We start from the raw sequence: 23199 nt of genomic DNA, 5'->3' as shown, positions 1-23199 counted from the left end.
GAACTCTCCTTTATAAGAAATAAGATAATGCCCTGCCGAGCCATTCCGCCGGGCGCTGCCTGAATGTGCGCTTGCTGAAATCCTCCATGGTCAGCCGCTCCGACTTTTTCATATCCTCCTCAATCGTGGCATAGACTTCACTTGTAAACGCTTCATCATCAATTTCGACATTCACCTCTTCATTTAAAAACAGGCTTCGTTTATCGAAGTTGGCTGTTCCGATAATGCTGAGATGGTCGTCTATGATGAGGGCTTTTACATGATAAAACCCTTGATAATAACGATAAATAAGACAGCCGGCATCCAAGAGCTCCGAATAATACGTAAAAGCTGCTTCTCGTACCAGCGGATGGTCTGATTTCATCGGTACAATGATTCTCACGGATACGCCGTTTTTTCTTGCGTTAATAAGGGCCTCTTGAAGCGGTTTTGATGGAATGTAATAAGGCGTGCAAACCGTAAGGCGATTCTTCGCTTGGGCAATGTTGGCCAAGTATATGTTTTCAAGGGAATAACCGTCAGTCGCATATATCTTGTGAGAAATAGTCCCTTGCTGAAGCTTTGGCCAAACATCCGAACCCAGTTCGATTCCGGTATTACGTTTTAGATCAGAAGCAAAAAGCGTTTGAAGATCATGTACGCCTTCTCCGATCATGCGCAGATGATAATCCTCCCAATTGCCGAACTTCGCTTTCTTTCCAAGATATTCTTCGGCGATATTAAACCCGCCGATATAACCGATTTTTCCGTCTATCACCGTAATCTTCCGGTGATTCCGTTTTTGCATATGAAAAAAGAAAAAAGGAAAACGGGGACGATTCATCACATGGACATGGACGCCGGCATTTTTCATCGTCTGCAGCGCCGTTTTTTTAATTGCCCGGCAGCCCGCCCAATCCAGAAGCAAATAAACGGATACGCCAGCTTGGGCTTTTGTTTTCAGCAAGGTATACATATTGTGGCTGACCTCATCATTTTTCATAATAAAAAACATCATGTGAACAGAAGAGGCGGCCTGGCGAATATCATTCATCATCCGCTCAACGAGATCAGCGCCGCAGTGGATCAATTCGATGTCACTCTTCTTTTTTGAAAAAACAGGCTCGTACGCCTTTTTTCTGTATCCGGCACGGCCCATGAAGATATCAAGCAGAATCAAGGCAAAGAAAATAACGACAATGATCATAATCACGATAAATACCTTCATACCGGCACTCCTTTCCGTAGTAAAGGTAGTGTGCCCGAACAGCAGGAATTTAATTATTGACTGAACACTCATTCATTATTTATCATAAAGATAATCTTATACAGATTCGGGGGTAGGGGCTCGCGGTCTTTATCAGTAAAAAGGGGGAATTGGAATGAGCGGCTTTCTCATCGCAAATGCATTATTATTTCTGATTGTAACCGCTTACGCTGTCTATTTGTTTGTGTACTTGGTCAAAACGAGACTGGCCTACATCAAGCTCGGCCAGAAAGAACAATTTGATCAACGGTTCAAGGAACGGCTTCACGCCATATGGGTGAATGTATTCGGACAGAAAAAACTGCTCAAGGACAAGAAAAGCGGAATCATTCACGTCATGTTTTTCTACGGATTTATATTGGTTCAGTTCGGAGCAATTGACTTTATCATCAAAGGACTGGCTCCCGGCCGGAATCTGCCGCTTGGCCCGGTCTATCCCGCCTTCACCTTTTTTCAGGAAATTGTTACGTTTCTCATTTTAATTGCTGTTGGGTGGGCATTCTACAGACGTTATATCGAAAAGCTCGTGAGGCTGAAACGCGGTTTCAAAGCTGGACTCGTTCTTATTTTTATCGGAGGGTTAATGCTGACCGTTCTGCTTGGGAACGGGATGAATCTGATTTGGCATGAGCATGGGCTTTCTTGGAGCGAGCCAATTGCCTCAGGTATTGCGTTTATGCTTAGCGGTGTCGGGAAAACAGGCGCGGCGGTGATTTTCTATATCGCATGGTGGATCCATCTCCTATTCTTGCTTAGCTTTTTAGTGTACGTGCCTCAGTCAAAGCATGCCCATTTAATCGCCGGCCCGGCAAACGTCTTTTTCAATCGAATGGAATCTGCCGGAAAACTTGAAAAAATTGATTTTACCGACGAAACGAAAGAAAGCTACGGAGCGGGAAAAATTGAGGATTTCAGACAGTCTCAGCTGCTTGATCTGTACGCGTGTGTCGAGTGCGGCCGCTGTACAAATATGTGTCCTGCAACAGGCACCGGAAAAATGCTTTCTCCGATGGACTTGATTTTGCGTCTCAGAGACCATCTCACGGAAAAAGGCGCTGCCGTCACCTCGCGCTCCCCATGGGTGCCCGCAGCAGCGTTTCGGCATACGAGAGGCAATCAGCTGGCTGCGGCGTCAGCGGGCAACGGATCGCAGGAAGCCGCAGCGGCGCTTGATTACAATCCAAGCTTGATCGGCGACGTCATCACAGAGGAAGAAATTTGGGCATGCACCACTTGCCGGAACTGTGAGGATCAATGCCCGGTCATGAATGAGCACGTGGATAAAATCATCGACCTCCGCCGCTACCTCGTACTGACAGAAGGAAAAATGGACAGTGACGCCCAGCGCGCAATGACAAGTATTGAGCGGCAAGGGAATCCGTGGGGACTCAATCGCAAGGAACGTGAAAATTGGCGTGACGAGGCGCCGGATGCTGAGATTCCGACTGTAAAAGAAATGAAAAAAGAAGGAAAAGAATTTGAGTACCTTTTCTGGGTAGGCTCCATGGGGTCTTACGACAACAGAAGCCAGAAAATCGCAATTTCCTTTGCCAAGCTGCTCAATCACGCGGGCGTGTCCTTCGCGATCCTCGGCAATAAAGAAAAAAATTCAGGAGACACGCCGCGCCGCCTCGGAAATGAATTTTTGTTCCAAGAGCTGGCTGAGAAGAATATTTCTGAATTTGAAAAAAATGATGTCAAAAAAATCGTTACGATCGATCCCCATGCATACAATTTATTTAAAAACGAATATCCGGATTTCGGATTTGAAGGCGAGGTTTATCATCATACAGAAGTGCTGGCCGAGCTTGTGAAAAACGGAAAATTAAGACCGCAGCACCCGCTTCATGAGACGATTACCTTCCATGATTCGTGCTATTTGGGCCGGTACAATGAAGTCTATGATCCGCCGAGAGAGATTTTGAAAGCCATTCCGGGCGTGCAGCTTGTTGAAATGGAGAGAAGCCGGGAAACCGGCATGTGCTGCGGAGCCGGCGGGGGATTAATGTGGATGGAGGAAGAAACAGGCAACAGGATTAACGTCGCCAGGACAGAGCAAGCGCTCGCAGTCAACCCATCGGTGATCAGTTCTGGCTGTCCGTATTGTCTCACGATGCTTGGGGACGGCACAAAGGCGAAGGAAGCCGAAGACCAAGTCAAAACGTACGATGTCGTCGAGCTTCTGGCTCAATCCGTTTTAGGCGCTGATCTGAAAATGGGGGAGAAGCAATGAATTTTTCATTATCAGAAGAACATGAGATGATACGAAAATTGGTGCGCGATTTTGCGAAGCATGAGGTGGCCCCGACAGCGGCAGAACGGGACGAACAAGAACGCTTCGATCGCGAGTTGTTTCGGGAAATGGCAAATCTGGGGCTGACGGGAATTCCGTGGCCTGAAGATTACGGCGGAATCGGAAGTGACTATTTGGCCTACGTTATCGCGGTGGAGGAGCTGTCAAAAGTGTGCGCCTCCACCGGTGTGACGCTTTCCGCCCATATCTCTCTTTGCAGCTGGCCGCTGTTTGCCTTTGGGACAGAGGAACAGAAGACAGAGTACTTAACACAGCTGGCCCTCGGAGAGAAAATCGGCGCATTCGCTTTGACCGAAGCAGGGTCTGGCTCTGACGCCGGCAGCATGAAAACAACTGCTGAACGAATCGGCGATGACTATGTGTTAAATGGTTCCAAAGTGTTTATCACAAACGGCGGCGTTGCTGATATTTACATTGTTTTTGCCGTCACCGATCCCGAGAAAAAGAAAAAAGGCATTACCGCTTTTATAGTAGAAAAGGATTTTGAAGGATTTTTTACAGGCAAGAAAGAAAAGAAGCTGGGCATCCGTTCTTCACCGACAACGGAAATCATGTTCGAAGATTGTGTAGTGCCCGCATCAAAGCGTCTCGGAGAAGAAGGAGAAGGCTTCAAAATCGCGATGAAGACGCTTGACGGAGGCAGAAACGGCATAGCTGCACAAGCCGTAGGCATCGCCCAAGGAGCGCTTGATGCGGCGCTTCTATATGCAAAAGAGCGAAAGCAATTCGGAAAATCGATCGCCGAGCAGCAGGGCATCGCTTTTAAACTCGCGGATATGGCGACAATGATAGAAGCTTCAAGGCTATTGACCTATCAGGCTGCGTGGTTAGAATCATCGGGCCTCCCATATGGAAAAGCTTCCGCCATGTCCAAACTGATGGCTGGGGATACGGCGATGAAGGTAACGACCGAAGCTGTGCAGATTTTCGGCGGCTACGGCTATACAAAAGATTATCCGGTGGAACGCTATATGCGTGATGCAAAAATCACGCAAATCTATGAAGGCACTCAAGAAATTCAAAGACTGGTCATCTCCAGAATGCTCGCGGATTAACGGAAAACATCTCTCAGTCGGATCACTCTTGTAAAATTATTTAAATTAACGCTGTTAAGGGTAGCATATTCTGTTTTATTTTGTTTATAATGAGAGGTATGGTTTGTATAAGAACGATACAAAATCGCTTTCATTATTGATAAAACAGATACATATAAGTAATAGAAAGGGAGTGTCCGACCTTGGGTATCAAACAATATTCACAGGAAGAGCTAAAGGAAATGGCTTTAGTTGAAATCGCTCACGAATTATTTGAAGAACATAAAAAACCAGTTCCTTTTCAGGAGCTTTTAAATGAAATCGCATCTTTGCTCGGCGTGAAAAAAGAAGAGCTTGGAGACCGCATCGCTCAATTTTATACAGATTTAAACATTGACGGTCGCTTCCTGGCGCTTTCTGACCAGACGTGGGGGCTTCGCAGCTGGTATCCGTATGATCAGCTTGATGAAGAAACTCAGCCGACAGTCAAGGCGAAAAAGAAAAAAGCGAAGAAAGCAGTCGAAGAAGATCTTGATCTTGACGAGTTTGAAGAGATCGACGAAGACGACCTTGATTTGGATGAAGTTGAGGAAGAACTCGATCTTGAAGCCGACGATTTTGACGATGAAGATCTTGACGAAGACGACGACGATCTTGAGATCGAAGAAGATATTGTTGATGAAGATGATGAAGACTATGATGATGAAGAAGAGGAAATTAAATAGTATCAGATTTCATCTTCAAAACGATCTTGACTTTCATAGTCGAACTAGGTAGTATGTATTTTGGGCTCTTCAAAAACGAAGAGAGAACATAGTACGTTATGCTCCCTTTCAAGAAATTGAAAGGGAGCTTTCTTATTTTCACCCCTCATTTTTCTTATAAATCATTTAAAAGGCTAAATGATTTTTTATAAAATAGTACATTTTAAAAATGTAGCTAAGAGCGAAGAGAGGAGCAAACGAAATGACGAAATATATTTTTGTAACCGGGGGAGTTGTATCCTCACTTGGAAAGGGTATTGTAGCAGCTTCATTAGGGCGTTTGCTGAAAAACCGCGGACTGAACGTGACGATTCAAAAATTCGATCCATACATCAACGTTGACCCGGGAACAATGAGCCCGTACCAGCACGGTGAAGTATTCGTAACGGATGACGGCGCTGAAACAGACTTGGACCTTGGTCACTATGAGCGTTTTATAGACATTAACCTGAATAAATTCAGCAACGTGACAACAGGTAAAATCTATTCAACAGTTCTTAAAAAAGAACGCCGCGGAGATTACCTTGGCGGAACCGTACAGGTCATTCCGCACATCACAAACGAATTGAAAGACCGTGTTTACCGCGCAGGGAAAGAGACAAACGCAGATGTTGTCATTACAGAAATCGGCGGTACTGTCGGAGACATCGAATCACTGCCATTCCTTGAAGCGATCCGTCAAATGAAGAGCGATATCGGCCGTGAAAACGTAATGTACATCCACTGTACGCTCGTACCTTACATTAAAGCTGCTGGCGAATTAAAAACAAAACCGACACAGCACAGCGTAAAAGAATTGCGCAGCTTGGGCATTCAGCCAAACATCATCGTCGTTCGTACAGAAATGCCGATTTCTCAAGATATGAAAGATAAAATCGCGCTTTTCTGCGACATCGATACAAAAGCGGTTATCGAATGTGAAGATGCGGACAACCTTTACTCCATTCCGCTGGAGCTTCAAAAACAAGGGCTTGATAAGCTTGTTTGCGAGCACATGAAATTGGCATGCAAAGAAGCGGAAATGTCCGAGTGGAAAGAGCTTGTTAACAAAGTCAGCAACCTGTCTCAAACGATTACAATCGGCCTTGTCGGCAAATACGTTGAGCTTCCTGACGCATACATTTCTGTTGTCGAGTCTCTCCGCCATGCGGGCTATGCGTTTGACACAGATGTAAAAGTGAAGTGGATCAACGCGGAAGAAGTGACAGAAAACAATATCGCAGAACTCACAAGCGGAACAGACGGTATCATTGTGCCGGGCGGATTCGGAGACCGCGGTGTTGAAGGCAAAATCGTCGCGACAAAATACGCGCGCGAAAATAACATTCCGTTCTTGGGCATTTGCTTGGGCATGCAGGTGGCGTCTATTGAATACGCACGAAACGTATTGGGCTTAAAAGGCGCCCACTCAGCGGAAATTGATCCGTCAACTCAATACCCGATCATTGATCTTCTTCCTGAACAAAAGGATGTTGAGGATCTCGGAGGAACGCTTCGTCTCGGCCTTTACCCTTGTAAGCTTGAAGAAGGCACGAAAGCCTTTGAAGTGTATCAGGATGAAGTGGTGTACGAGCGCCACCGCCACCGCTATGAGTTTAACAATGAATTCAGACAGCAAATGGAAGAGCAAGGCTTCGTATTCTCAGGCACAAGCCCTGATGGACGCCTTGTTGAAATCATCGAGCTGAAAGACCACCCTTGGTTCGTGGCTTCTCAGTTCCACCCAGAGTTCAAGTCAAGACCGACAAGACCTCAGCCTCTATTCAAAGGCTTTATCGGAGCGTCTGTCGAAGCTGCAAATCAGAAGTAATAAAAAAGACTTGCCGTTTGTCAAAAGCGGGCAAGTCTTTTTTATTTGTTTCCGGCAAGTTCCAGCATGTACAATAAGATATTATGCATACTCTTGCAGAATTTCTTTTAGTGTAAACGATAAAGCGTGATAGACATACAGTGCAGTCATTAAAGAGGGAAACCCGTAACGGGTGCCGTCTTCATCAGGAACAAGCGGCATTTTTAATTTAGAATCAATATGCACATCACAATACTGTTCTATTCCAGCACTGTCTTTGGCTGCGGGCGATACGCATACGACTCCCGCACCTTTTTCATAAAGCTCTTTTGCGAGCGCCTGTTCTTCGGCTGTGTCCGTCCCTGAGCAAAACATCAGCACCCTGTCGCTTTCTGTCACTTCCTCAGCGCTTTCTGGAAAGGCTTTGACAGATGGGAAGGGTTCTTTGCTTTCGGTGGCCTCATAAAAGACGCCCTGAAGCTCATTCGCTCCGTATAAATAAATGGAATGCCCGCTGATCACCGCTTGAGCAAGCAGCCGCGCCCCATCTTCAATCGCGTCAGATTCCTTATCCTGAATGCGGGAAAAAATACCTGTTAACTGCGTCGTGAATATTTTCAACATAAGTGAATCCTCCTTTATAACGTACAATATCAGTATACAACAAAAGAGAAAATGCTCAGAAAATGTCGTAAAGTAGACTATTATAATTAAAGGAAATAGGAAAATCAAACAGAATACATACAATACTGCTTACTTTTGACGAAAATCATAATATTGGGGTGTAAAATGATGAATGAAAAAATTTTAATCGTTGATGATCAATACGGCATTCGTATTTTGCTAAATGAAGTGTTCAATAAAGAAGGCTACCAGACGTTTCAGGCTGCGAACGGCCTGCAGGCGCTTGACATTGTGACAAAAGAACGGCCCGACCTTGTGCTTTTGGACATGAAAATTCCCGGCATGGACGGAATCGAAATCTTAAAACGGATGAAGGTCATTGACGAAAACATCCGGGTCATTATCATGACGGCATACGGAGAGCTCGACATGATCCAAGAATCGAAGGAATTGGGCGCTCTGACGCACTTTGCCAAGCCGTTTGACATCGACGAAATCAGAGACGCCGTCAAAAAATATCTGCCCCTGAAGTCTAACTGACAAAAAGAAGAAACAAATGAATCATGTCATTATGTTGCCGATTTGTCGAAAAGTTGGTATCCTAGTTATGGAGAAAAAGCGATCTGAGTATTTACATATGACAGCAATATATGGGTCATGCTAGGGTGGAAAGCTTTTTTCGCTAGAAGACAATCAGGCTACATAAGGAGGACATTCGACATGCCTTTAGTTTCTATGACGGAAATGTTGAATACAGCTAAAGAAAAAGGGTACGCTGTAGGACAATTTAACTTAAACAACCTTGAGTTTACTCAAGCGATTTTACAAGCAGCTGAAGAAGAAAAATCTCCAGTGATCCTTGGTGTTTCCGAAGGTGCGGGACGCTACATGGGCGGCTTCAAAACAGTCGTTGCTATGGTAAAAGCACTTATGGAAGAGTACAAAGTGACAGTTCCTGTTGCGATTCACTTAGACCACGGTTCAAGCTTTGAATCTTGTGCGAAAGCGATTCATGCAGGTTTCACATCTGTAATGATCGACGCTTCTCACCATCCATTTGAAGAAAACGTAGCAACAACTGCTAAAGTTGTTGAGCTTGCTCATTTCCACGGAGTATCTGTAGAAGCTGAGCTTGGAACAGTAGGCGGACAAGAAGATGACGTTATCGCTGAAGGCGTAATCTACGCTGATCCTAAAGAGTGCCAAGAGCTTGTTGAGCGCACTGGCATCGACTGCCTTGCACCTGCATTAGGTTCTGTTCACGGCCCTTACAAAGGTGAGCCAAACCTTGGCTTCAAAGAAATGGAAGAGATCGGAAAATCAACTGGTCTTCCGCTAGTTCTTCACGGCGGTACTGGAATTCCAACTGCTGACATCAAAAAATCAATTTCACTTGGTACAGCTAAAATCAACGTGAATACTGAAAACCAAATTTCTTCTGCAAAAGCTGTTCGCGAAACATTGGCAGCTAAGCCTGACGAGTACGATCCACGTAAATACCTTGGACCAGCTCGTGAAGCGATCAAAGAAACAGTTATCGGTAAAATGCGTGAATTTGGTTCTTCAAACCAAGCTTAATTCAATTGGAACTTTTTATAGCCGCCTGACAGCTTGACAGGCGGTTTTCCGTCTATCTTTAGAAAGCGCAATCATATTCGCAGTTCAGAAAATTTCTTAATCAGGGAGGCTTTTTGAAAATGTTATTCTTTGTTGATACAGCCAATATCGATGAAATTAGAGAAGCGAATGAATTAGGAATTCTCGCCGGTGTAACGACGAATCCTAGTTTAGTAGCAAAGGAAGCTAACGTATCATTCCACGACCGTCTTCGCGAGATCACAGACGTCGTGAAAGGGTCTGTAAGCGCAGAGGTTATTTCTTTGAAAGCTGAGGAAATGATCGAGGAAGGAAAAGAACTGGCGAAGATCGCTCCGAACATTACGGTGAAAATCCCAATGACGTCTGACGGTTTAAAAGCGGTAAGAGCACTTACTGACTTAGGCATCAAAACAAACGTTACATTGATCTTCAATGCCAACCAGGCGCTTCTTGCTGCCAGAGCGGGGGCAACATATGTATCTCCATTCCTGGGACGTTTAGATGACATCGGCCACAACGGGCTTGACCTGATTTCAGAAGTTAAACAGATTTTTGATATTCACGGCCTTGACACGCAAATCATTGCAGCGTCAATCCGCCATCCGCAGCACGTGACAGAAGCTGCTCTTAGAGGGGCTCATATCGGCACAATGCCGCTGAAAGTCATTCATGCGCTCACTAAACACCCGTTAACAGACAAAGGAATCGAACAATTCCTGGCAGACTGGAACAAATAATGAAAGGGGCGGCAAACAGCTTTATGCCTGTTTGCCGCGGCCTTTGTATTTCACCGACCTGATACAGCGGATCTTCAGATGCTGACGCCGCTTTACAGAGAAGGAATCATTGGGCTGCAGAAGCTGATATCGGAATGAAGGGTATGCGTACTGCTTTTGCCGGATGACGACGATGTCTCTCGAGCCGGCGGGTCTCTGTGCATCTTTTGAAACCTGTACCCCCCAAAGCTTCGCTATTTTCTTCCTGATATTTTACAATGTGTTGTATTCTTTCTCTTCGAATTGGCTAGATTTTGGACATGAGCTTTATTTGCAGAGACAGAATAAAATGACATTTTATTTAGCTCCGCAGCTATCTTCTTATGGAAGGAGACTATCATGGAAAAGTTGAATATTGCCGGCGGTGACTCGTTAAACGGTACAGTACATATCAGCGGCGCTAAAAACAGCGCTGTTGCGTTAATACCTGCAACCATTTTGGCAAATTCCGAGGTGACAATTGAAGGGCTTCCAGAGATTTCAGATATTGAAACGCTGCGTGACCTGTTAAAGGAAATCGGCGGCAACGTGCATTTTGAGAATGGGGAAATGGTTGTTGACCCTACGTCGATGATCAGCATGCCGCTTCCTAACGGGAAAGTAAAAAAGCTTCGCGCGTCATATTATTTAATGGGGGCGATGCTCGGCCGCTTCAAGCAGGCGGTCATTGGATTGCCTGGCGGCTGTCACTTAGGGCCCCGTCCGATTGATCAGCATATCAAAGGCTTTGAAGCACTCGGAGCTGAAGTAACCAATGAACAAGGCGCCATTTATTTGCGAGCTGAAAGGCTGAGAGGCGCACGGATTTATTTAGATGTCGTAAGCGTTGGGGCAACGATTAACATTATGCTCGCCGCTGTTTTGGCAGAAGGGAAAACGATCATCGAAAACGCTGCCAAGGAGCCTGAGATCATTGACGTCGCGACATTGCTTACCAGCATGGGCGCCAAAATCAAAGGTGCGGGCACCAATGTGATTCGAATCGACGGCGTGAAGGAACTGCACGGCTGCAAGCATACGATCATTCCGGACAGAATTGAAGCCGGGACATTTATGATTGCAGGGGCTGCAATGGGCAAGGAAGTCATTATCGATAACGTCATCCCTACTCATCTTGAGTCGTTAACGGCAAAGCTGAGAGAAATGGGCTATCATATCGAAACAAGCGACGACCAGCTCCTCATTGTCGGCGGGCAGAAGAACTTAAAGCCGGTTGACGTCAAAACCCTCGTATACCCGGGGTTTCCGACTGATTTACAGCAGCCGATGACGGCGCTCCTGACAAGGGCGAAAGGGACGAGTGTCGTCACAGACACCATCTACTCGGCAAGATTCAAGCACATTGATGAGCTGAGACGAATGGGTGCCAATATGAAAGTAGAAGGCAGATCTGCCATCATCACAGGTCCTGTCGAGCTTCAAGGCGCAAAAGTGAAGGCGAGTGATCTGCGTGCCGGAGCCTGCTTGGTGGTAGCCGGACTGATGGCTGATGGCGTCACGGAAATTACGGGACTGGAGCATATTGACCGAGGATACAGCAGCCTTGAGAAGAAGCTTGAGGGGCTTGGAGCGACAATTTGGCGTGAAAGAATGACTGACGAAGAAATAGAACAGCTTCAAAATTCATAATGGTTTCTTGTGAGAGGAGATCGTGTTGAAATGGAAAGAAGTTTATCAATGGAATTGGTACGTGTGACAGAAGCTGCGGCATTGGCATCAGCAAGATGGATGGGCCGGGGAAAAAAAGATGAGGCTGATGAAGCGGCAACAAGTGCAATGAGAGACGTTTTTGATACAGTGCCGATGAAAGGGACCGTTGTAATCGGTGAAGGGGAAATGGACGAAGCGCCGATGCTGTATATCGGGGAAAAACTCGGAAACGGGTACGGCCCTCGCGTTGATGTCGCAGTTGACCCTCTTGAAGGCACAAACATCTTAGCAAGCGGCGGCTGGAACGCGCTGACGGTGATCGCGGTCGCAGACCACGGCACTCTGCTGAATGCTCCTGACATGTATATGCAAAAAATCGCAGTCGGTCCGGAAGCGGTGGGCTGCATTGACATCGAAGCACCTGTCATTGACAACCTTAAAGCGGTGGCAAAAGCGAAAAACAAGGACGTTGAGGACGTCGTTGCCACAATTTTAAACCGTGAAAGACACGCAAAAATCATTTCCGAGCTTCGTGAGGCCGGCGCCAGAATCAAATTGATCAATGACGGCGATGTCGCAGGCGCCATCAACACGGCTTTCGACCACACGGGCGTTGATATCCTGTTCGGATCAGGCGGCGCTCCTGAGGGTGTGCTTTCCGCTGTTGCGCTAAAAGCACTCGGCGGAGAAATCATTGGTAAACTTCTTCCGCAAAGCGAAGAAGAAATCACTCGCTGTCACAAAATGGGCCTTGATTTAAGCAAAGTCCTTCGCATGGAAGACCTTGTGAAGGGTGATGACGCGATTTTTGCAGCTACAGGGGTTACTGACGGCGAGCTGTTAAAAGGAGTTCAATTCAAAGGCTCTGTCGGTACAACTGAAAGCTTAGTTATCCGTGCAAAATCGGGCACTGTTCGTTTCGTTGACGGCAGACACAGCTTGAAAAAGAAACCAAATCTTGTAATCCGTCCATAACAAACAGAAAAAGCGGGTGTGAGCCCGCTTTAACTTTTGCAGAAAAGCGTCAACTCTATCAATTCCGTGTCAAAACCTTATTTCAGTTGAATAATTTTTTGAAATAAGGTAAAAATAAAGAGTGCTGCGAATTTTACTGCGTAATACCTTCTTTTAAGCACTAGGAAAGTTTCAATTTCTACCGCATACAGACGATATAAGTATTGATCTTCTCATGTTTTTGTCCTCGCTTCCTTCAAAACTCATTAAGACAATCCTTTTAACAAAAGCGCCGATCATGGGTGGAAGTGTTACCGATAGAAGTTCCTTTATGTTAAAAAAAGAATGTGCTTTGGCGGATGTTGTGCAAAAGCAGCAGATGACATGTTCAGAGTAAGATATTGACTATGAAAAGCGTGGTGTTTTTATGAAAGACGTATCTATTTCCTCTTTGGAAAATATGAAATTGAAAGAGCTTTATGAACTTGCAAGACATTATAAAATCTCCTATTACAGCAAACTGACAAAAAAAGAACTCATTTTCGCCATTCTGAAAGCGAATGCAGAACAGGAAGATCTGCTGTTTATGGAAGGCGTTCTTGAGATCATCCAGTCTGAAGGTTTCGGCTTCCTGAGACCGATCAACTACTCTCCAAGCTCAGAAGACATTTACATCTCAGCTTCACAAATCCGCCGTTTCGATTTGCGGAACGGAGACAAAGTATCTGGCAAGGTTCGCCCGCCAAAAGAAAATGAGCGTTACTATGGACTTTTGCACGTTGAAGCAGTAAATGGGGATGATCCCGAATCTGCAAAAGAGCGTGTGCATTTCCCGGCTCTTACGCCACTTTATCCGGATCGTCAAATGGTGCTTGAAACAAAGCCGAACTTCTTGTCTACAAGAATTATGGACATGATGGCGCCGGTTGGATTTGGGCAGCGCGGATTGATTGTTGCGCCGCCGAAAGCCGGAAAAACGATGCTGCTGAAGGAAATTGCCAACAGCATTACAGCGAACCAGCCTGAAGCAGAGCTGATCGTGCTTTTAATTGACGAAAGACCTGAGGAAGTAACCGATATCGAGCGCTCTGTAGCTGGGGATGTCGTCAGCTCAACGTTTGATGAAGTGCCGGAAAACCATATCAAAGTGGCCGAGCTTGTGCTTGAACGTGCGATGCGTCTCGTGGAACACAAAAAAGACGTCATTATCCTGATGGACAGCATCACACGGCTTGCCCGCGCCTACAACTTAGTGATTCCGCCAAGTGGAAGAACGCTTTCCGGGGGGATTGACCCAGCGGCGTTCCACCGTCCGAAACGCTTCTTCGGGGCTGCGAGAAATATCGAAGAGGGCGGCAGCTTAACCATCCTTGCTACGGCTCTGGTTGATACTGGTTCACGTATGGATGATGTCATTTATGAAGAATTCAAGGGAACAGGCAACATGGAGCTCCATCTTGACCGCTCTCTTGCCGAGCGCCGCATCTTCCCTGCCATCGATATCCGCCGTTCAGGAACGCGCAAAGAAGAGCTGCTTGTGCCTAAAGAGCATCTTGATCGTTTATGGTCTATCCGCAAAACGATGTCTGATTCACCTGATTTCGCAGAAAAGTTCATGAGAAAAATGAAAAAAACCAAAACAAACCAGGAATTTTTCGATATTCTCAATCAAGAATGGAAACAGGCAAATCTATCATCTGCAAGAAGGTAAATTGTATTTGCAAAAGAAGTAAATCACTGATATAATTTTCTCATATGCGTTTCGGACAATGCTCCGAAATAATAACTCTGTTTCCACACGGGATTCAGGGCGGAAGGAGATGGATACAATGAAAGCAGGAATTCATCCTAATTTCAAAAAAGCAACAGTTAAATGCGCTTGCGGAAATGAATTTGAAACAGGCTCAGTAAAAGAAGAGGTACGCGTTGAGATTTGCTCTGAATGCCACCCATTCTACACTGGCCGTCAAAAATTCGCTTCTGCTGATGGTCGTGTTGATCGCTTTAACAAAAAATACGGTCTTAAGTAATAATAGATTTCTCAACAGGCAAGCAGCAGTCTTGCCTGTTTTTTATATTGTCTAAAACACAGCTGGCAGAGAGAGGGGAGCGAAGCCTATGTACATAATGAAACAAAGCGGGTGGCTTGAGCTGATTTGCGGCAGCATGTTCTCGGGGAAATCTGAAGAGCTGATCAGAAGAGTGAAGAGAGCAACTTATGCCAAGCAGGAAGTCAGGGTATTTAAGCCTGTAATTGATAACCGATACAGCGAAGCTGCTGTTGTCTCCCATAATGGAACATCGATGACGAGCTATGCCATTTCGTCTGCTTCGGACATTTGGGATCACATCAGTGAAAGTACAGATGTGATTGCGGTTGATGAAGTGCAGTTTTTTGATCAGGAAATTGTTGAGGTTTTATCATCTCTTGCCGATAAAGGCTACCGTGTGATAGCAGCAGGCCTTGATATGGATTTTAGGGGAGAGCCGTTCGGTGTCGTCCCGAATATCATGGCGATTGCGGAAAGTGTGACAAAGCTGCAAGCCGTCTGTTCTGTTTGCGGATCACCGGCGAGCAGAACACAGCGCCTCATTGACGGCAAACCTGCTTCTTACGATGATCCGGTCATTTTGGTTGGTGCATCTGAATCATATGAAGCAAGATGCAGACATCATCACGAAGTCCCAGGTAAATCTAAAAAATAGTCCAAAACATGGGTATAAAGATAGAATGCACCGGCTAAAAACACCGGTGTTTTTTTTATATTCTGATAATATTCAATTAAAAAATTTAAATAAGTATATTAAAAAATTAAGTAATTTTCTTCCCTTGAATTTTGATTTTGACAGGCATACAATAGCTTACGTAATGTAAATAGTTTTGAGACATTGTTCGAATAATTGTCACAAAGTCGCATAAAGATCATGATCGGTCATATTTTAGATGGGTTATTACTTAACTTGGTTAACTATTTCAAGAAAGAAGGAGATTTGCTTGAATAACATAAAAAAAACGAAAGAAGGCCACTTAGAAACAACTCTTAGAGGAAAAGAAGTTTTATCTATTCCTACTTTAAATAAAGGCGTTGCTTTTTCACTAGAAGAAAGACAAGAACTCGGCTTAGAAGGGCTTCTGCCGCCAACTGTACTTTCTCTTGATCAACAAGCACAACGCGCGTACGAGCAATTCCAAGCGCAGCCTGACCGCCTTCGTCAAAATGTTTACTTAAGTGATCTTGCAAACCGTAACGAAGTTCTTTTCTATAAATTGCTGAAAAACCATCTTCGCGAAATGCTTCCTGTTGTGTACACGCCAACAGTTGGTGAAGCGATTCAGGAATACAGCCATGAATATAGAAGACCTCAAGGAATCTACTTGTCAATCGACAACATTGACGGTATTGAAAAAGCGTTTGAAAACCTTCATGCGACAGCAGGCGATATTGATCTTATCGTTGCTACTGACTCCGAAAGCATTCTCGGTATCGGTGACTGGGGTGTAGGCGGTATTAATATCGCAATCGGTAAATTGGCTGTTTATACTGCTGCAGCTGGTATTGACCCTAGCCGTGTTATCCCGGTTGTGCTTGATGTCGGTACGAACAACGAAAAACTTCTAAACGATCCTTTATATATTGGTAACAAGCATGAACGTGTTCAAGGTGAACGCTACGAAGCTTTCATTGACGCTTATGTAAAAGCTGCATTGAAATTCTTCCCTAAAGCGCTTCTTCACTGGGAAGACCTTGGCAACAAAAATGCACGCAACATCATGAAAAAATACAATCATGAAATCCTGACATTTAATGATGATATTCAAGGTACTGGCGCGATTACACTTGCAGGTGTGCTTGCCGCTATGAAGAAAACCGGCGCTTCTATTAAAGATCAGCGTGTTGTTATCTTCGGTGCTGGTTCTGCTGGTATCGGTATTGCTGACCAAATCCGTGACACAATGGTGCTAGCCGGATTATCTGAAGAAGAAGCTAACAAACGTTTCTACACACTTGATTACAGAGGCTTGCTGACTGAAGACATCGAAGGCATCCTTGATTTCCAAAAACCTTACCTTCGCAATGCGGATGAAGTGAAAGACTGGAAGCGCGATGAAAAAGGTCAAATTCCATTCGATGAAGTGGTTCGTCAAGCGAAACCAACAATCTTGATTGGTACTTCAGGGGTTTCAGGTGCATTCACAGAGGAAATTGTAAAAGAAATGGCATCTCACGTAGACCGTCCGGTTATCATGCCGATGTCTAACCCGACTCACCTTGCTGAAGCTGTCCCTGAAGATCTGTTCAAATGGACTGACGGAAAAGTGCTTATTGCAACAGGAAGCCCATTTGACAATGTAGAATACAACGGTGTTTCTTATGAAATCGGACAATCTAACAACGCATTCGCGTTCCCTGGTCTTGGACTTGGTTCAATTGTAGCTGAAGCGCGTATCATTACACCTGCTATGTTTGCTGCAACTGCTGATGCGATTGCTGAAATGGTTGATCTTGAAACACCTGGAGCAGGATTGCTTCCAAGCATTGATAAGCTTCAAGAGGTTTCTATCCAAGTTGCGATTGCCGTTGCTGAAGCAGCAATTAAAGACGGCGTGGCAAATCGTCAGCCTGAAGATGTGAAACAAGCGGTACTTGATGCAATGTGGACACCTGAATACAAAAAAGTCATCGCGAAATAATTAGCGAGTAAATTTTTCTGTCCGAGGGAAAGCTTTTTGTAAAGCTAAAGTATACGGACATAGGATTTGGAGGAGAATATTTTGAGCATCTTAGATATCTTAATCCTCCTGGCGCCGATCTTCTTTGTTATCGTGCTGGGTTGGTTTGCAGGACATTTTGGAAGTTATGATGCCAAGTCGGCAAAAGGGGTAAGTACGTTAGTAACGAAATACGCACTTCCAGCTCACTTTATCGCTGGTATTTTGACAACTTCCAGAAGTGAATTTTTATCACAAGTACCTTTAATGATTTCTTTAATTATTGGGATTGTTGGTTTCTATATCATCATTCTTTTGGTTTGCAGATTTATATTCAAGTATGATTTAACGAACTCATCTGTATTTTCTTTGAACTCTGCACAGCCGACATTCGCATTTATGGGTATCCCGGTATTGGGAAGCTTATTCGGAGCGAATGAAGTTGCGATTCCGATCGCGGTCACAGGTATCGTAGTTAACGCGATTCTTGATCCGCTCGCGATCATTATCGCTACTGTTGGTGAGTCTTCTAAGAAAAACGAAGAGAGTGGCGACAGCTTCTGGAAGATGACAGGAAAATCAATCCTGCATGGTCTTTGTGAGCCGCTTGCAGCTGCTCCGTTAATCAGTATGATCTTGGTGCTGGTTTTCAATTTCACTCTTCCTGAGCTGGGTGTTAAAATGCTTGATCAGCTTGGAAGCACAACATCTGGTGTTGCTCTCTTCGCTGTTGGTGTTACCGTTGGTATTCGTAAAATTAAACTCAGTATGCCGGCTATCGGTATTGCGTTACTAAAAGTTGCGGTTCAGCCTGCGTTAATGTTCCTGATTGCTCTTGCTATCGGACTTCCGGCTGACCAAACAACAAAAGCAATCCTTCTTGTTGCATTCCCTGGTTCTGCCGTTGCAGCCATGATTGCGACTCGTTTCGAGAAACAAGAAGAAGAAACTGCAACTGCGTTTGTGGTCAGTGCGATTCTGTCATTGATTTCACTTCCAATCATTATCGCGCTTACTGCGTAACAAAAAAAGCTCCCTTTAAGGGAGCTTTTTGCTTTAGGTTTGAAATTTGAACAGTGACAGCAGCGGTTTTTTTCTTGTTTTGGTTTTTTCAGAAGCAGCAGCAGTCTCGGGGATCGAATGAGCGGTGAATTCTTTCATTTGTGAGGTCAGTGATTGCAGATCTGCAAGAATATCATCGATTTCTCTGCGGTGCTGAAGCAGCTGGTAAGATACACCTTCATCGGCTTTTTGTTTCAGCTGGCGTTCCAGTTCCGACATCCTTGCCATCAATTCGCTTTCGTCCTGCCTTTGCTGTAAAAGGGTGTCCAGCTTTTGTTCAAGCTGCTCGATTCTTCGTTCTGTGTCGCTACTTGTTTTTTGGACAAGGAAGCCTGTGCGCTTTTTAGCGCTTTTCGGCAGATGAATATCCTGAATCGCCGTGCCTTCAGAGATTTGTTTTTGAACGGATTTTAGAACCTTCACGTCTTCTGCCGTGAACGAATAGTGTCCGAGCTCATTGCGTTCGGCCGGAAGATTCAGCTGCTTCACCCACCGCTGCACCGTCTTTGCGGAGACGCCGAGTTCACTTGCTACCATATTTGTATTCATGATCCCATACCTCCTTTTAAGCTAGGTATTCGACCATAGAATGCGGTTCCCTTCCCGTTAGACAAAACAAGAAAAGATTCGGCAAAGAAAGTGGGTATCTCCTTTTTTTCTTCAAAAACTGTTATTGTTCATACAGTTCTAATGGAAGCTGGTCAGGATCAAAAAAGAAGGTGAAACGCTTGCCGGTCAGCGGATCTGTTCTGATTGGCTCTGTTTCGATTCCTTTTTCATGAAGCTCTTGAACAGCTTTATCCAAGCTGCCGACTGTAAAGGCGAGGTGGCGCAGGCCTGCGGCTTCAGGCCGGGTTTGTCGTTCGGGCGGATCGGGAAACGAGAACAGCTCAATGACATACGAGCCGTTAAGCGACAAATCAAGCTTATAGGAGCCGCGCTCTTCGCGGTACGTTTCTTGAATCACCTGAAAACCAAGCTTATGTACGTAGAAAGCTTTCGACTTTTCGTAATCTGAACATATGATTGCAATATGATGTATGGATTTCAGCAACATCATCCCTCCTCGAATTCCAGTATAGCAGAGGGAGCTTTTCCAGCTGGGATTGAAATGCTTTTGACTGGGGTTAATCACTATACTATAATGAGAATGTTACGCACAGGAAAACAGAGGTGAAGACCGTGTTAGACCGTTTAAAATCAATTGAAGAACGATACGAGAAATTAAATGAGCTTTTGAGCGATCCAGAAGTAGTCAACGATCCGAAAAAGCTAAGAGAATATTCAAAAGAGCAATCTGATATACAAGAAACAGTTGACGTATATAGACAATACAGAGATGCGTCAGAACAGCTGGCTGATGCAAAAGCGATGCTTGAAGAGAAGCTGGATGCTGAGATGCGCGACATGGTGAAGGAAGAGATTTCTGAACTTCAGAAGGAAACGGAAACACTGTCAGAACGGCTGAAGGTGCTCCTGATCCCGAAAGATCCTAATGACGACAAAAACGTTATCATGGAGATCCGCGGGGCTGCGGGAGGCGAGGAAGCCGCTTTATTCGCGGGCAATCTGTACAGAATGTATTCCCGTTATGCTGAGCTTCAGGGCTGGAAAACAGAGGTCATGGAAGCGAATGTAACCGGAACGGGCGGCTACAAAGAGATCATCTTTATGATTACAGGAAGCGGCGCGTATTCTAAACTCAAATATGAAAACGGCGCCCACCGCGTACAGCGTGTTCCGGAAACAGAATCAGGCGGACGCATCCATACATCCACTGCAACAGTGGCATGTCTTCCTGAGGCAGAAGAGGTAGAGGTCGACATCCATGAGAAGGATATCCGTGTCGATACATTTGCTTCAAGCGGACCGGGCGGACAAAGCGTTAACACAACAATGTCTGCGGTTCGTCTGACTCACTTGCCGACAGGTGTTGTTGTATCATGCCAGGATGAAAAATCTCAAATTAAGAACAAAGAAAAAGCAATGAAGGTTCTCCGTGCCAGAATCTATGATAAATTTCAGCAGGAAGCCCAGGCTGAATATGATCAAACACGGAAATCAGCAGTCGGATCTGGTGACCGCTCTGAACGTATCCGCACATACAACTTCCCGCAAAACCGTGTGACGGATCACAGAATCGGTTTGACGATTCAAAAGCTTGATCAGATTCTTGAAGGAAAACTTGACGAAGTGGTTGAAGCGCTGATTGTTGAAGATCAGGCAAGCAAGCTTCAGCAGTCGGAAGGTTAAGATGAAGACGATATTCGAAGCCCTGAAATGGGCTTCTTCTTATTTAACCGAAGCGGGAAGAGAAGAAAATGCGGCCGAGCTCCTATTGCTTTATGATACCGGAATGGAGAGAAGCAAGCTGCTCGCAAGCTTACAGGAACCGATTGGTGAAGACGAACTGTATCGCTTTAAGCGTCACGTTGAGATGCATAAAGAGGGCGTGCCGGTTCAATACATTATAGGAAAAGAGTTTTTTTATGGACGGGAATTTATGGTGAATGATGATGTGCTGATCCCGCGGCCGGAAACTGAAGAAGTTGTCTTTCATTTGCTTGAAAAATATCGGAGTGTTTTTTCTGAAGACGGCAAGCTCGAAGTTGTTGACGTTGGTACAGGGAGCGGCGCAATAGCCGTCACGCTTGCGCTTGAAAACCAAAGCTTTTCTGTGTCGGCGGTCGATATTTCGAAAGAGGCGCTGCAAGTCGCCTCTGCCAATGCAGAAAAACTCGGAGCGAATGTGCGCTTTTATCAGGGCGATCTGCTTGAGCCTTTTATTAAGGCGGGAAAAAAAGCGGATATCATTGTCTCAAACCCGCCATATATTTCAGAGGAAGAAATGGCTGATTTATCGGAAATTGTCCGTTTTCATGAGCCGCTGCACGCACTCACCGATGGCGGAGACGGGCTGAAATTTTATAAGCGGTTTATGGAAGACATTCCGCTTGTTATGAAGGATAAAGTATTTGTCGTTTTTGAAATCGGCTGGAAACAGGGAGCGGCGGTCAAAGACCTGATCCTCAAGGCGTTTAAGGGGGCGGAAGTGGAAGTGCTGAAAGATATTAATGGAAAAGACAGAACCATATGCGCTCTGATTCATAAAAATAAATAAGCAGCTTGCTGGCGAGTGAATGGATCAAGCTGTTTAACACCAGCAAAGGGGATGTAAACATGAAAAAGGCCCTGACAGCAGGAATCCTGCTCATTGCGATTGAGAGCATGATTGGCACCATTTTTCCGCAGGCTCTTTCATATGAAGCGATTTTTGGCGTTGCGTCTCTCGTTTTAGTGGGGCTCGCGATCATTACATCGGGTTTGGCTGTAAGCGGAAGCGATCAGCGGGCAAACTACCATTCAGAAACCAAAGAAGGCCGTACATCTCGCATGAAAATGGCGGCCGCTTTCTTTGTTGCGGCGATACCTTCCATTCTATGTTATTTACTGACGATTTTGTTTTAATAAAAAAGGAAGCCTCTTAGGCTTCCTTTTTTTGCAGTAAAACAGAATCCCATATCCAATAGATAAGAGCTGTTAATACAGCGAAAAGATAAAAGGCTGTATTTTGAAACAGAGATTGTCCCGAAGGCTGAAGCACGCCGAAAATGATCGCGTTGGCAATAAAAGCAGCGGCAAGGTAATACAGCAGATACAAAGGGCTGAAACGTTTCGGCTTTTTATTCATCATGATTTGAAGCGGCAGTGCGAAGATCAAATAAGGAAACAGAAAATAAAATGCCATTGTGATGAGAGCGGCAATGATAAATGAATGAATATAAATTACTGAATAAAGAACGGACATCGTGAATGCTGATAACAGCACTGTATAATTGTATTTCATCTTAAACCTCCTAAAACACTATCGTACCATAAATAAGATTAACAGCTTGCTAGATTTTTTTCACCCTGCACGTTTATCCCAGGCTCTCCTTGTCCATAATAGGGCTAGAAACAAAGCACGGAGAGGAACGGTGGGGACCGATGAAAAAAACAGTAATCATTTGTATATATATCTTTCTTTTATTATCCGGAGCGCTCGTAGGGCTGGCAAAAGAAGAGACGGCACAAAAATCGGAAAATCAGCCGGTGGTCATACCTGATCAGGCGATTCGTTTGAGAATACTGGCAAACAGCGATAGTGATCAAGACCAGCAATTAAAACGTTATATAAGAGACGCGGTGAATAAAGAAATCACAACTTGGGTAAAGGATATTACTTCTATTGAAGAAGCGCGTCGCGTGATTCGTTCAAAGCTGCCTGAAATCAAAGCAATTGCAAAGGAAACAATGGAGAAAGAAGGAGCGAATCAGTCGATATCCGTTGATTTTGACAAAATCTCGTTTCCGACAAAGCTTTACGGCAACATGGTATATCCCGCTGGTGAGTATGAAGCGATTTTGATTACGCTTGGAAACGGAGACGGCGCCAACTGGTGGTGTGTGCTGTTCCCGCCCCTCTGCTTTCTTGATTTTTCTAACGGGGAAGCCGTCAAAGAACAAGAAGATAAAGAAGCCTCAAAAAAGCAGACTGAAAAAGTGCTTGAGGACGTAACCGCTAAAGCGGAAAAAGCCAAAAAAGAAGAGAACGAAGAAAAAGAAGACGGCACAGAAGTGAAATTCTTTTTAGTCGAATGGATTTCCGACCTTTTTTCCTAATCATCTGGTCTAAA

At 44.9% G+C, this 23199-nt stretch carries 24 protein-coding genes; 19 read left to right on the top strand and 5 right to left on the bottom strand.

Going from position 1 to position 23199, the window contains the following annotated elements:
* Window positions 1–10 precede the first annotated feature (10 nt).
* Entirely contained in the window at window positions 11–1207 is a 1197-nt protein-coding gene (gene cls / locus bslm_RS18285) for a cardiolipin synthase (RefSeq protein ID WP_041850420.1), read from the bottom strand.
* A 154-nt stretch (window positions 1208–1361) separates the two neighbouring features.
* Here cls and bslm_RS18280 point away from each other — a divergent pair, with 154 nt between their 5' ends.
* The 4 genes from bslm_RS18280 to pyrG all read left to right on the top strand — a co-directional run bounded on the left by bslm_RS18280 (window position 1362) and on the right by pyrG (window position 7168).
* Entirely contained in the window at window positions 1362–3479 is a 2118-nt protein-coding gene (locus bslm_RS18280) for a heterodisulfide reductase-related iron-sulfur binding cluster (protein WP_046381393.1), read from the top strand.
* On the top strand, window positions 3476–4615 hold the full coding sequence (acdA, locus tag bslm_RS18275; RefSeq protein WP_046160953.1) for an acyl-CoA dehydrogenase AcdA: 1140 nt from the start codon (window positions 3476–3478) through the stop codon (window positions 4613–4615). The genes bslm_RS18280 and acdA overlap by 4 nt, the downstream gene beginning before the upstream one ends.
* A gap of 182 nt (window positions 4616–4797) precedes the next feature.
* Window positions 4798–5319 carry a DNA-directed RNA polymerase subunit delta gene (gene rpoE, locus bslm_RS18270; protein WP_014665742.1) on the top strand — a complete coding sequence of 174 codons (522 nt, stop codon included), beginning with the start codon at window positions 4798–4800 and terminating at the stop codon, window positions 5317–5319.
* A 241-nt stretch (window positions 5320–5560) separates the two neighbouring features.
* Window positions 5561–7168: a glutamine hydrolyzing CTP synthase gene (gene pyrG, locus bslm_RS18265; protein WP_003227612.1), complete on the top strand. Its 1608-nt coding sequence runs from the start codon at window positions 5561–5563 to the stop codon at window positions 7166–7168.
* A gap of 81 nt (window positions 7169–7249) precedes the next feature.
* Here pyrG and bslm_RS18260 read toward each other — a convergent pair whose 3' ends face one another.
* Window positions 7250–7771 carry a DUF2529 domain-containing protein gene (locus bslm_RS18260; RefSeq protein WP_029318708.1) on the bottom strand — a complete coding sequence of 174 codons (522 nt, stop codon included), beginning with the start codon at window positions 7769–7771 and terminating at the stop codon, window positions 7250–7252.
* 165 nt (window positions 7772–7936) lie between these two features.
* Here bslm_RS18260 and spo0F point away from each other — a divergent pair, with 165 nt between their 5' ends.
* From spo0F to bslm_RS18210, 11 genes are all read left to right on the top strand, one after another.
* Entirely contained in the window at window positions 7937–8311 is a 375-nt protein-coding gene (gene spo0F, locus bslm_RS18255) for a sporulation initiation phosphotransferase Spo0F (RefSeq protein WP_003227621.1), read from the top strand.
* A gap of 180 nt (window positions 8312–8491) precedes the next feature.
* Window positions 8492–9349, top strand: a complete 858-nt coding sequence (locus bslm_RS18250) for a class II fructose-bisphosphate aldolase (protein ID WP_003243339.1) — start codon at window positions 8492–8494, stop codon at window positions 9347–9349.
* 119 nt (window positions 9350–9468) lie between these two features.
* Complete coding sequence (gene fsa / locus bslm_RS18245) at window positions 9469–10107, top strand: fructose-6-phosphate aldolase (protein WP_003227626.1); 639 nt, start codon at window positions 9469–9471, stop codon at window positions 10105–10107.
* Between the two features lie 378 nt (window positions 10108–10485).
* A complete protein-coding gene (locus bslm_RS18240; RefSeq protein WP_003227628.1) occupies window positions 10486–11775 on the top strand; it encodes a UDP-N-acetylglucosamine 1-carboxyvinyltransferase in 1290 nt (429 codons plus the stop codon).
* A 30-nt stretch (window positions 11776–11805) separates the two neighbouring features.
* Window positions 11806–12771, top strand: coding sequence for a class II fructose-bisphosphatase (gene glpX, locus bslm_RS18235; RefSeq protein ID WP_003242962.1), 966 nt, complete (start codon window positions 11806–11808; stop codon window positions 12769–12771).
* A gap of 214 nt (window positions 12772–12985) precedes the next feature.
* A complete protein-coding gene (locus bslm_RS21480; RefSeq protein ID WP_003227632.1) occupies window positions 12986–13147 on the top strand; it encodes a hypothetical protein in 162 nt (53 codons plus the stop codon).
* A gap of 30 nt (window positions 13148–13177) precedes the next feature.
* Entirely contained in the window at window positions 13178–14461 is a 1284-nt protein-coding gene (gene rho / locus bslm_RS18230; protein ID WP_003221939.1) for a transcription termination factor Rho, read from the top strand.
* 118 nt (window positions 14462–14579) lie between these two features.
* Window positions 14580–14780: a 50S ribosomal protein L31 gene (gene rpmE, locus bslm_RS18225; protein WP_003151132.1), complete on the top strand. Its 201-nt coding sequence runs from the start codon at window positions 14580–14582 to the stop codon at window positions 14778–14780.
* Window positions 14781–14868: 88 nt separating this feature from the next.
* Window positions 14869–15456, top strand: a complete 588-nt coding sequence (locus bslm_RS18220; protein WP_017696004.1) for a thymidine kinase — start codon at window positions 14869–14871, stop codon at window positions 15454–15456.
* A 289-nt stretch (window positions 15457–15745) separates the two neighbouring features.
* Window positions 15746–17443, top strand: a complete 1698-nt coding sequence (gene malS, locus bslm_RS18215) for an oxaloacetate-decarboxylating malate dehydrogenase (RefSeq protein ID WP_003244309.1) — start codon at window positions 15746–15748, stop codon at window positions 17441–17443.
* Between the two features lie 81 nt (window positions 17444–17524).
* A complete protein-coding gene (locus tag bslm_RS18210) occupies window positions 17525–18484 on the top strand; it encodes an AEC family transporter (protein WP_003242497.1) in 960 nt (319 codons plus the stop codon).
* Between the two features lie 33 nt (window positions 18485–18517).
* Here the strand turns inward: bslm_RS18210 and racA are convergent, their stop codons facing one another.
* Complete coding sequence (gene racA, locus bslm_RS18205) at window positions 18518–19072, bottom strand: chromosome-anchoring protein RacA (protein WP_003227642.1); 555 nt, start codon at window positions 19070–19072, stop codon at window positions 18518–18520.
* A gap of 121 nt (window positions 19073–19193) precedes the next feature.
* A complete protein-coding gene (gloA2, locus tag bslm_RS18200; RefSeq protein ID WP_003227644.1) occupies window positions 19194–19580 on the bottom strand; it encodes an SMU1112c/YaeR family gloxylase I-like metalloprotein in 387 nt (128 codons plus the stop codon).
* A gap of 125 nt (window positions 19581–19705) precedes the next feature.
* Between gloA2 and prfA the strand changes: the two genes are divergently transcribed.
* The 3 genes from prfA to bslm_RS18185 are packed head-to-tail and all read left to right on the top strand — an operon-like array spanning window position 19706 to window position 21991.
* Window positions 19706–20776 carry a peptide chain release factor 1 gene (gene prfA, locus bslm_RS18195; RefSeq protein WP_003227645.1) on the top strand — a complete coding sequence of 357 codons (1071 nt, stop codon included), beginning with the start codon at window positions 19706–19708 and terminating at the stop codon, window positions 20774–20776.
* 1 nt (window position 20777) lies between these two features.
* Complete coding sequence (gene prmC / locus bslm_RS18190) at window positions 20778–21644, top strand: peptide chain release factor N(5)-glutamine methyltransferase (protein ID WP_003227647.1); 867 nt, start codon at window positions 20778–20780, stop codon at window positions 21642–21644.
* A gap of 59 nt (window positions 21645–21703) precedes the next feature.
* The gene (locus bslm_RS18185; protein WP_003244050.1) at window positions 21704–21991 is read left to right on the top strand and encodes a DUF5316 family protein; all 288 of its coding nucleotides are present in this window, start codon (window positions 21704–21706) and stop codon (window positions 21989–21991) included.
* Window positions 21992–22007: 16 nt separating this feature from the next.
* Here the strand turns inward: bslm_RS18185 and bslm_RS18180 are convergent, their stop codons facing one another.
* A complete protein-coding gene (locus bslm_RS18180) occupies window positions 22008–22370 on the bottom strand; it encodes a UPF0715 family protein (RefSeq protein ID WP_014478265.1) in 363 nt (120 codons plus the stop codon).
* 140 nt (window positions 22371–22510) lie between these two features.
* Between bslm_RS18180 and spoIIR the strand changes: the two genes are divergently transcribed.
* Window positions 22511–23185: a stage II sporulation protein R gene (spoIIR, locus tag bslm_RS18175; RefSeq protein WP_046381392.1), complete on the top strand. Its 675-nt coding sequence runs from the start codon at window positions 22511–22513 to the stop codon at window positions 23183–23185.
* The last annotated feature ends 14 nt before the right edge of the window (window positions 23186–23199 follow it).

Origin of the sequence: Bacillus sp. LM 4-2, assembly GCF_000978495.1 — a bacterium.
In the GTDB taxonomy this organism is placed as follows: Bacteria; Bacillota; Bacilli; order Bacillales; family Bacillaceae; genus Bacillus; species Bacillus subtilis.
This window is presented reverse-complemented; position numbering and strand designations above follow the sequence as displayed.

Coding starts and splice junctions, on each gene's coding strand:
- cls (WP_041850420.1), bottom strand. CDS start 1,207: ATGAAGGTATTTATCGTGATTATGATCATTGTCGTTATTTTCTTTGCC.
- bslm_RS18280 (WP_046381393.1), top strand. CDS start 1,362: ATGAGCGGCTTTCTCATCGCAAATGCATTATTATTTCTGATTGTAACC.
- acdA (WP_046160953.1), top strand. CDS start 3,476: ATGAATTTTTCATTATCAGAAGAACATGAGATGATACGAAAATTGGTG.
- pyrG (WP_003227612.1), top strand. CDS start 5,561: ATGACGAAATATATTTTTGTAACCGGGGGAGTTGTATCCTCACTTGGA.
- bslm_RS18260 (WP_029318708.1), bottom strand. CDS start 7,771: ATGTTGAAAATATTCACGACGCAGTTAACAGGTATTTTTTCCCGCATT.
- spo0F (WP_003227621.1), top strand. CDS start 7,937: ATGATGAATGAAAAAATTTTAATCGTTGATGATCAATACGGCATTCGT.
- bslm_RS18250 (WP_003243339.1), top strand. CDS start 8,492: ATGCCTTTAGTTTCTATGACGGAAATGTTGAATACAGCTAAAGAAAAA.
- fsa (WP_003227626.1), top strand. CDS start 9,469: ATGTTATTCTTTGTTGATACAGCCAATATCGATGAAATTAGAGAAGCG.
- bslm_RS18240 (WP_003227628.1), top strand. CDS start 10,486: ATGGAAAAGTTGAATATTGCCGGCGGTGACTCGTTAAACGGTACAGTA.
- glpX (WP_003242962.1), top strand. CDS start 11,806: ATGGAAAGAAGTTTATCAATGGAATTGGTACGTGTGACAGAAGCTGCG.
- bslm_RS21480 (WP_003227632.1), top strand. CDS start 12,986: ATGTTTTTGTCCTCGCTTCCTTCAAAACTCATTAAGACAATCCTTTTA.
- rho (WP_003221939.1), top strand. CDS start 13,178: ATGAAAGACGTATCTATTTCCTCTTTGGAAAATATGAAATTGAAAGAG.
- rpmE (WP_003151132.1), top strand. CDS start 14,580: ATGAAAGCAGGAATTCATCCTAATTTCAAAAAAGCAACAGTTAAATGC.
- bslm_RS18220 (WP_017696004.1), top strand. CDS start 14,869: ATGTACATAATGAAACAAAGCGGGTGGCTTGAGCTGATTTGCGGCAGC.
- racA (WP_003227642.1), bottom strand. CDS start 19,072: ATGAATACAAATATGGTAGCAAGTGAACTCGGCGTCTCCGCAAAGACG.
- gloA2 (WP_003227644.1), bottom strand. CDS start 19,580: ATGTTGCTGAAATCCATACATCATATTGCAATCATATGTTCAGATTAC.
- prmC (WP_003227647.1), top strand. CDS start 20,778: ATGAAGACGATATTCGAAGCCCTGAAATGGGCTTCTTCTTATTTAACC.
- bslm_RS18185 (WP_003244050.1), top strand. CDS start 21,704: ATGAAAAAGGCCCTGACAGCAGGAATCCTGCTCATTGCGATTGAGAGC.
- bslm_RS18180 (WP_014478265.1), bottom strand. CDS start 22,370: ATGAAATACAATTATACAGTGCTGTTATCAGCATTCACGATGTCCGTT.
- spoIIR (WP_046381392.1), top strand. CDS start 22,511: ATGAAAAAAACAGTAATCATTTGTATATATATCTTTCTTTTATTATCC.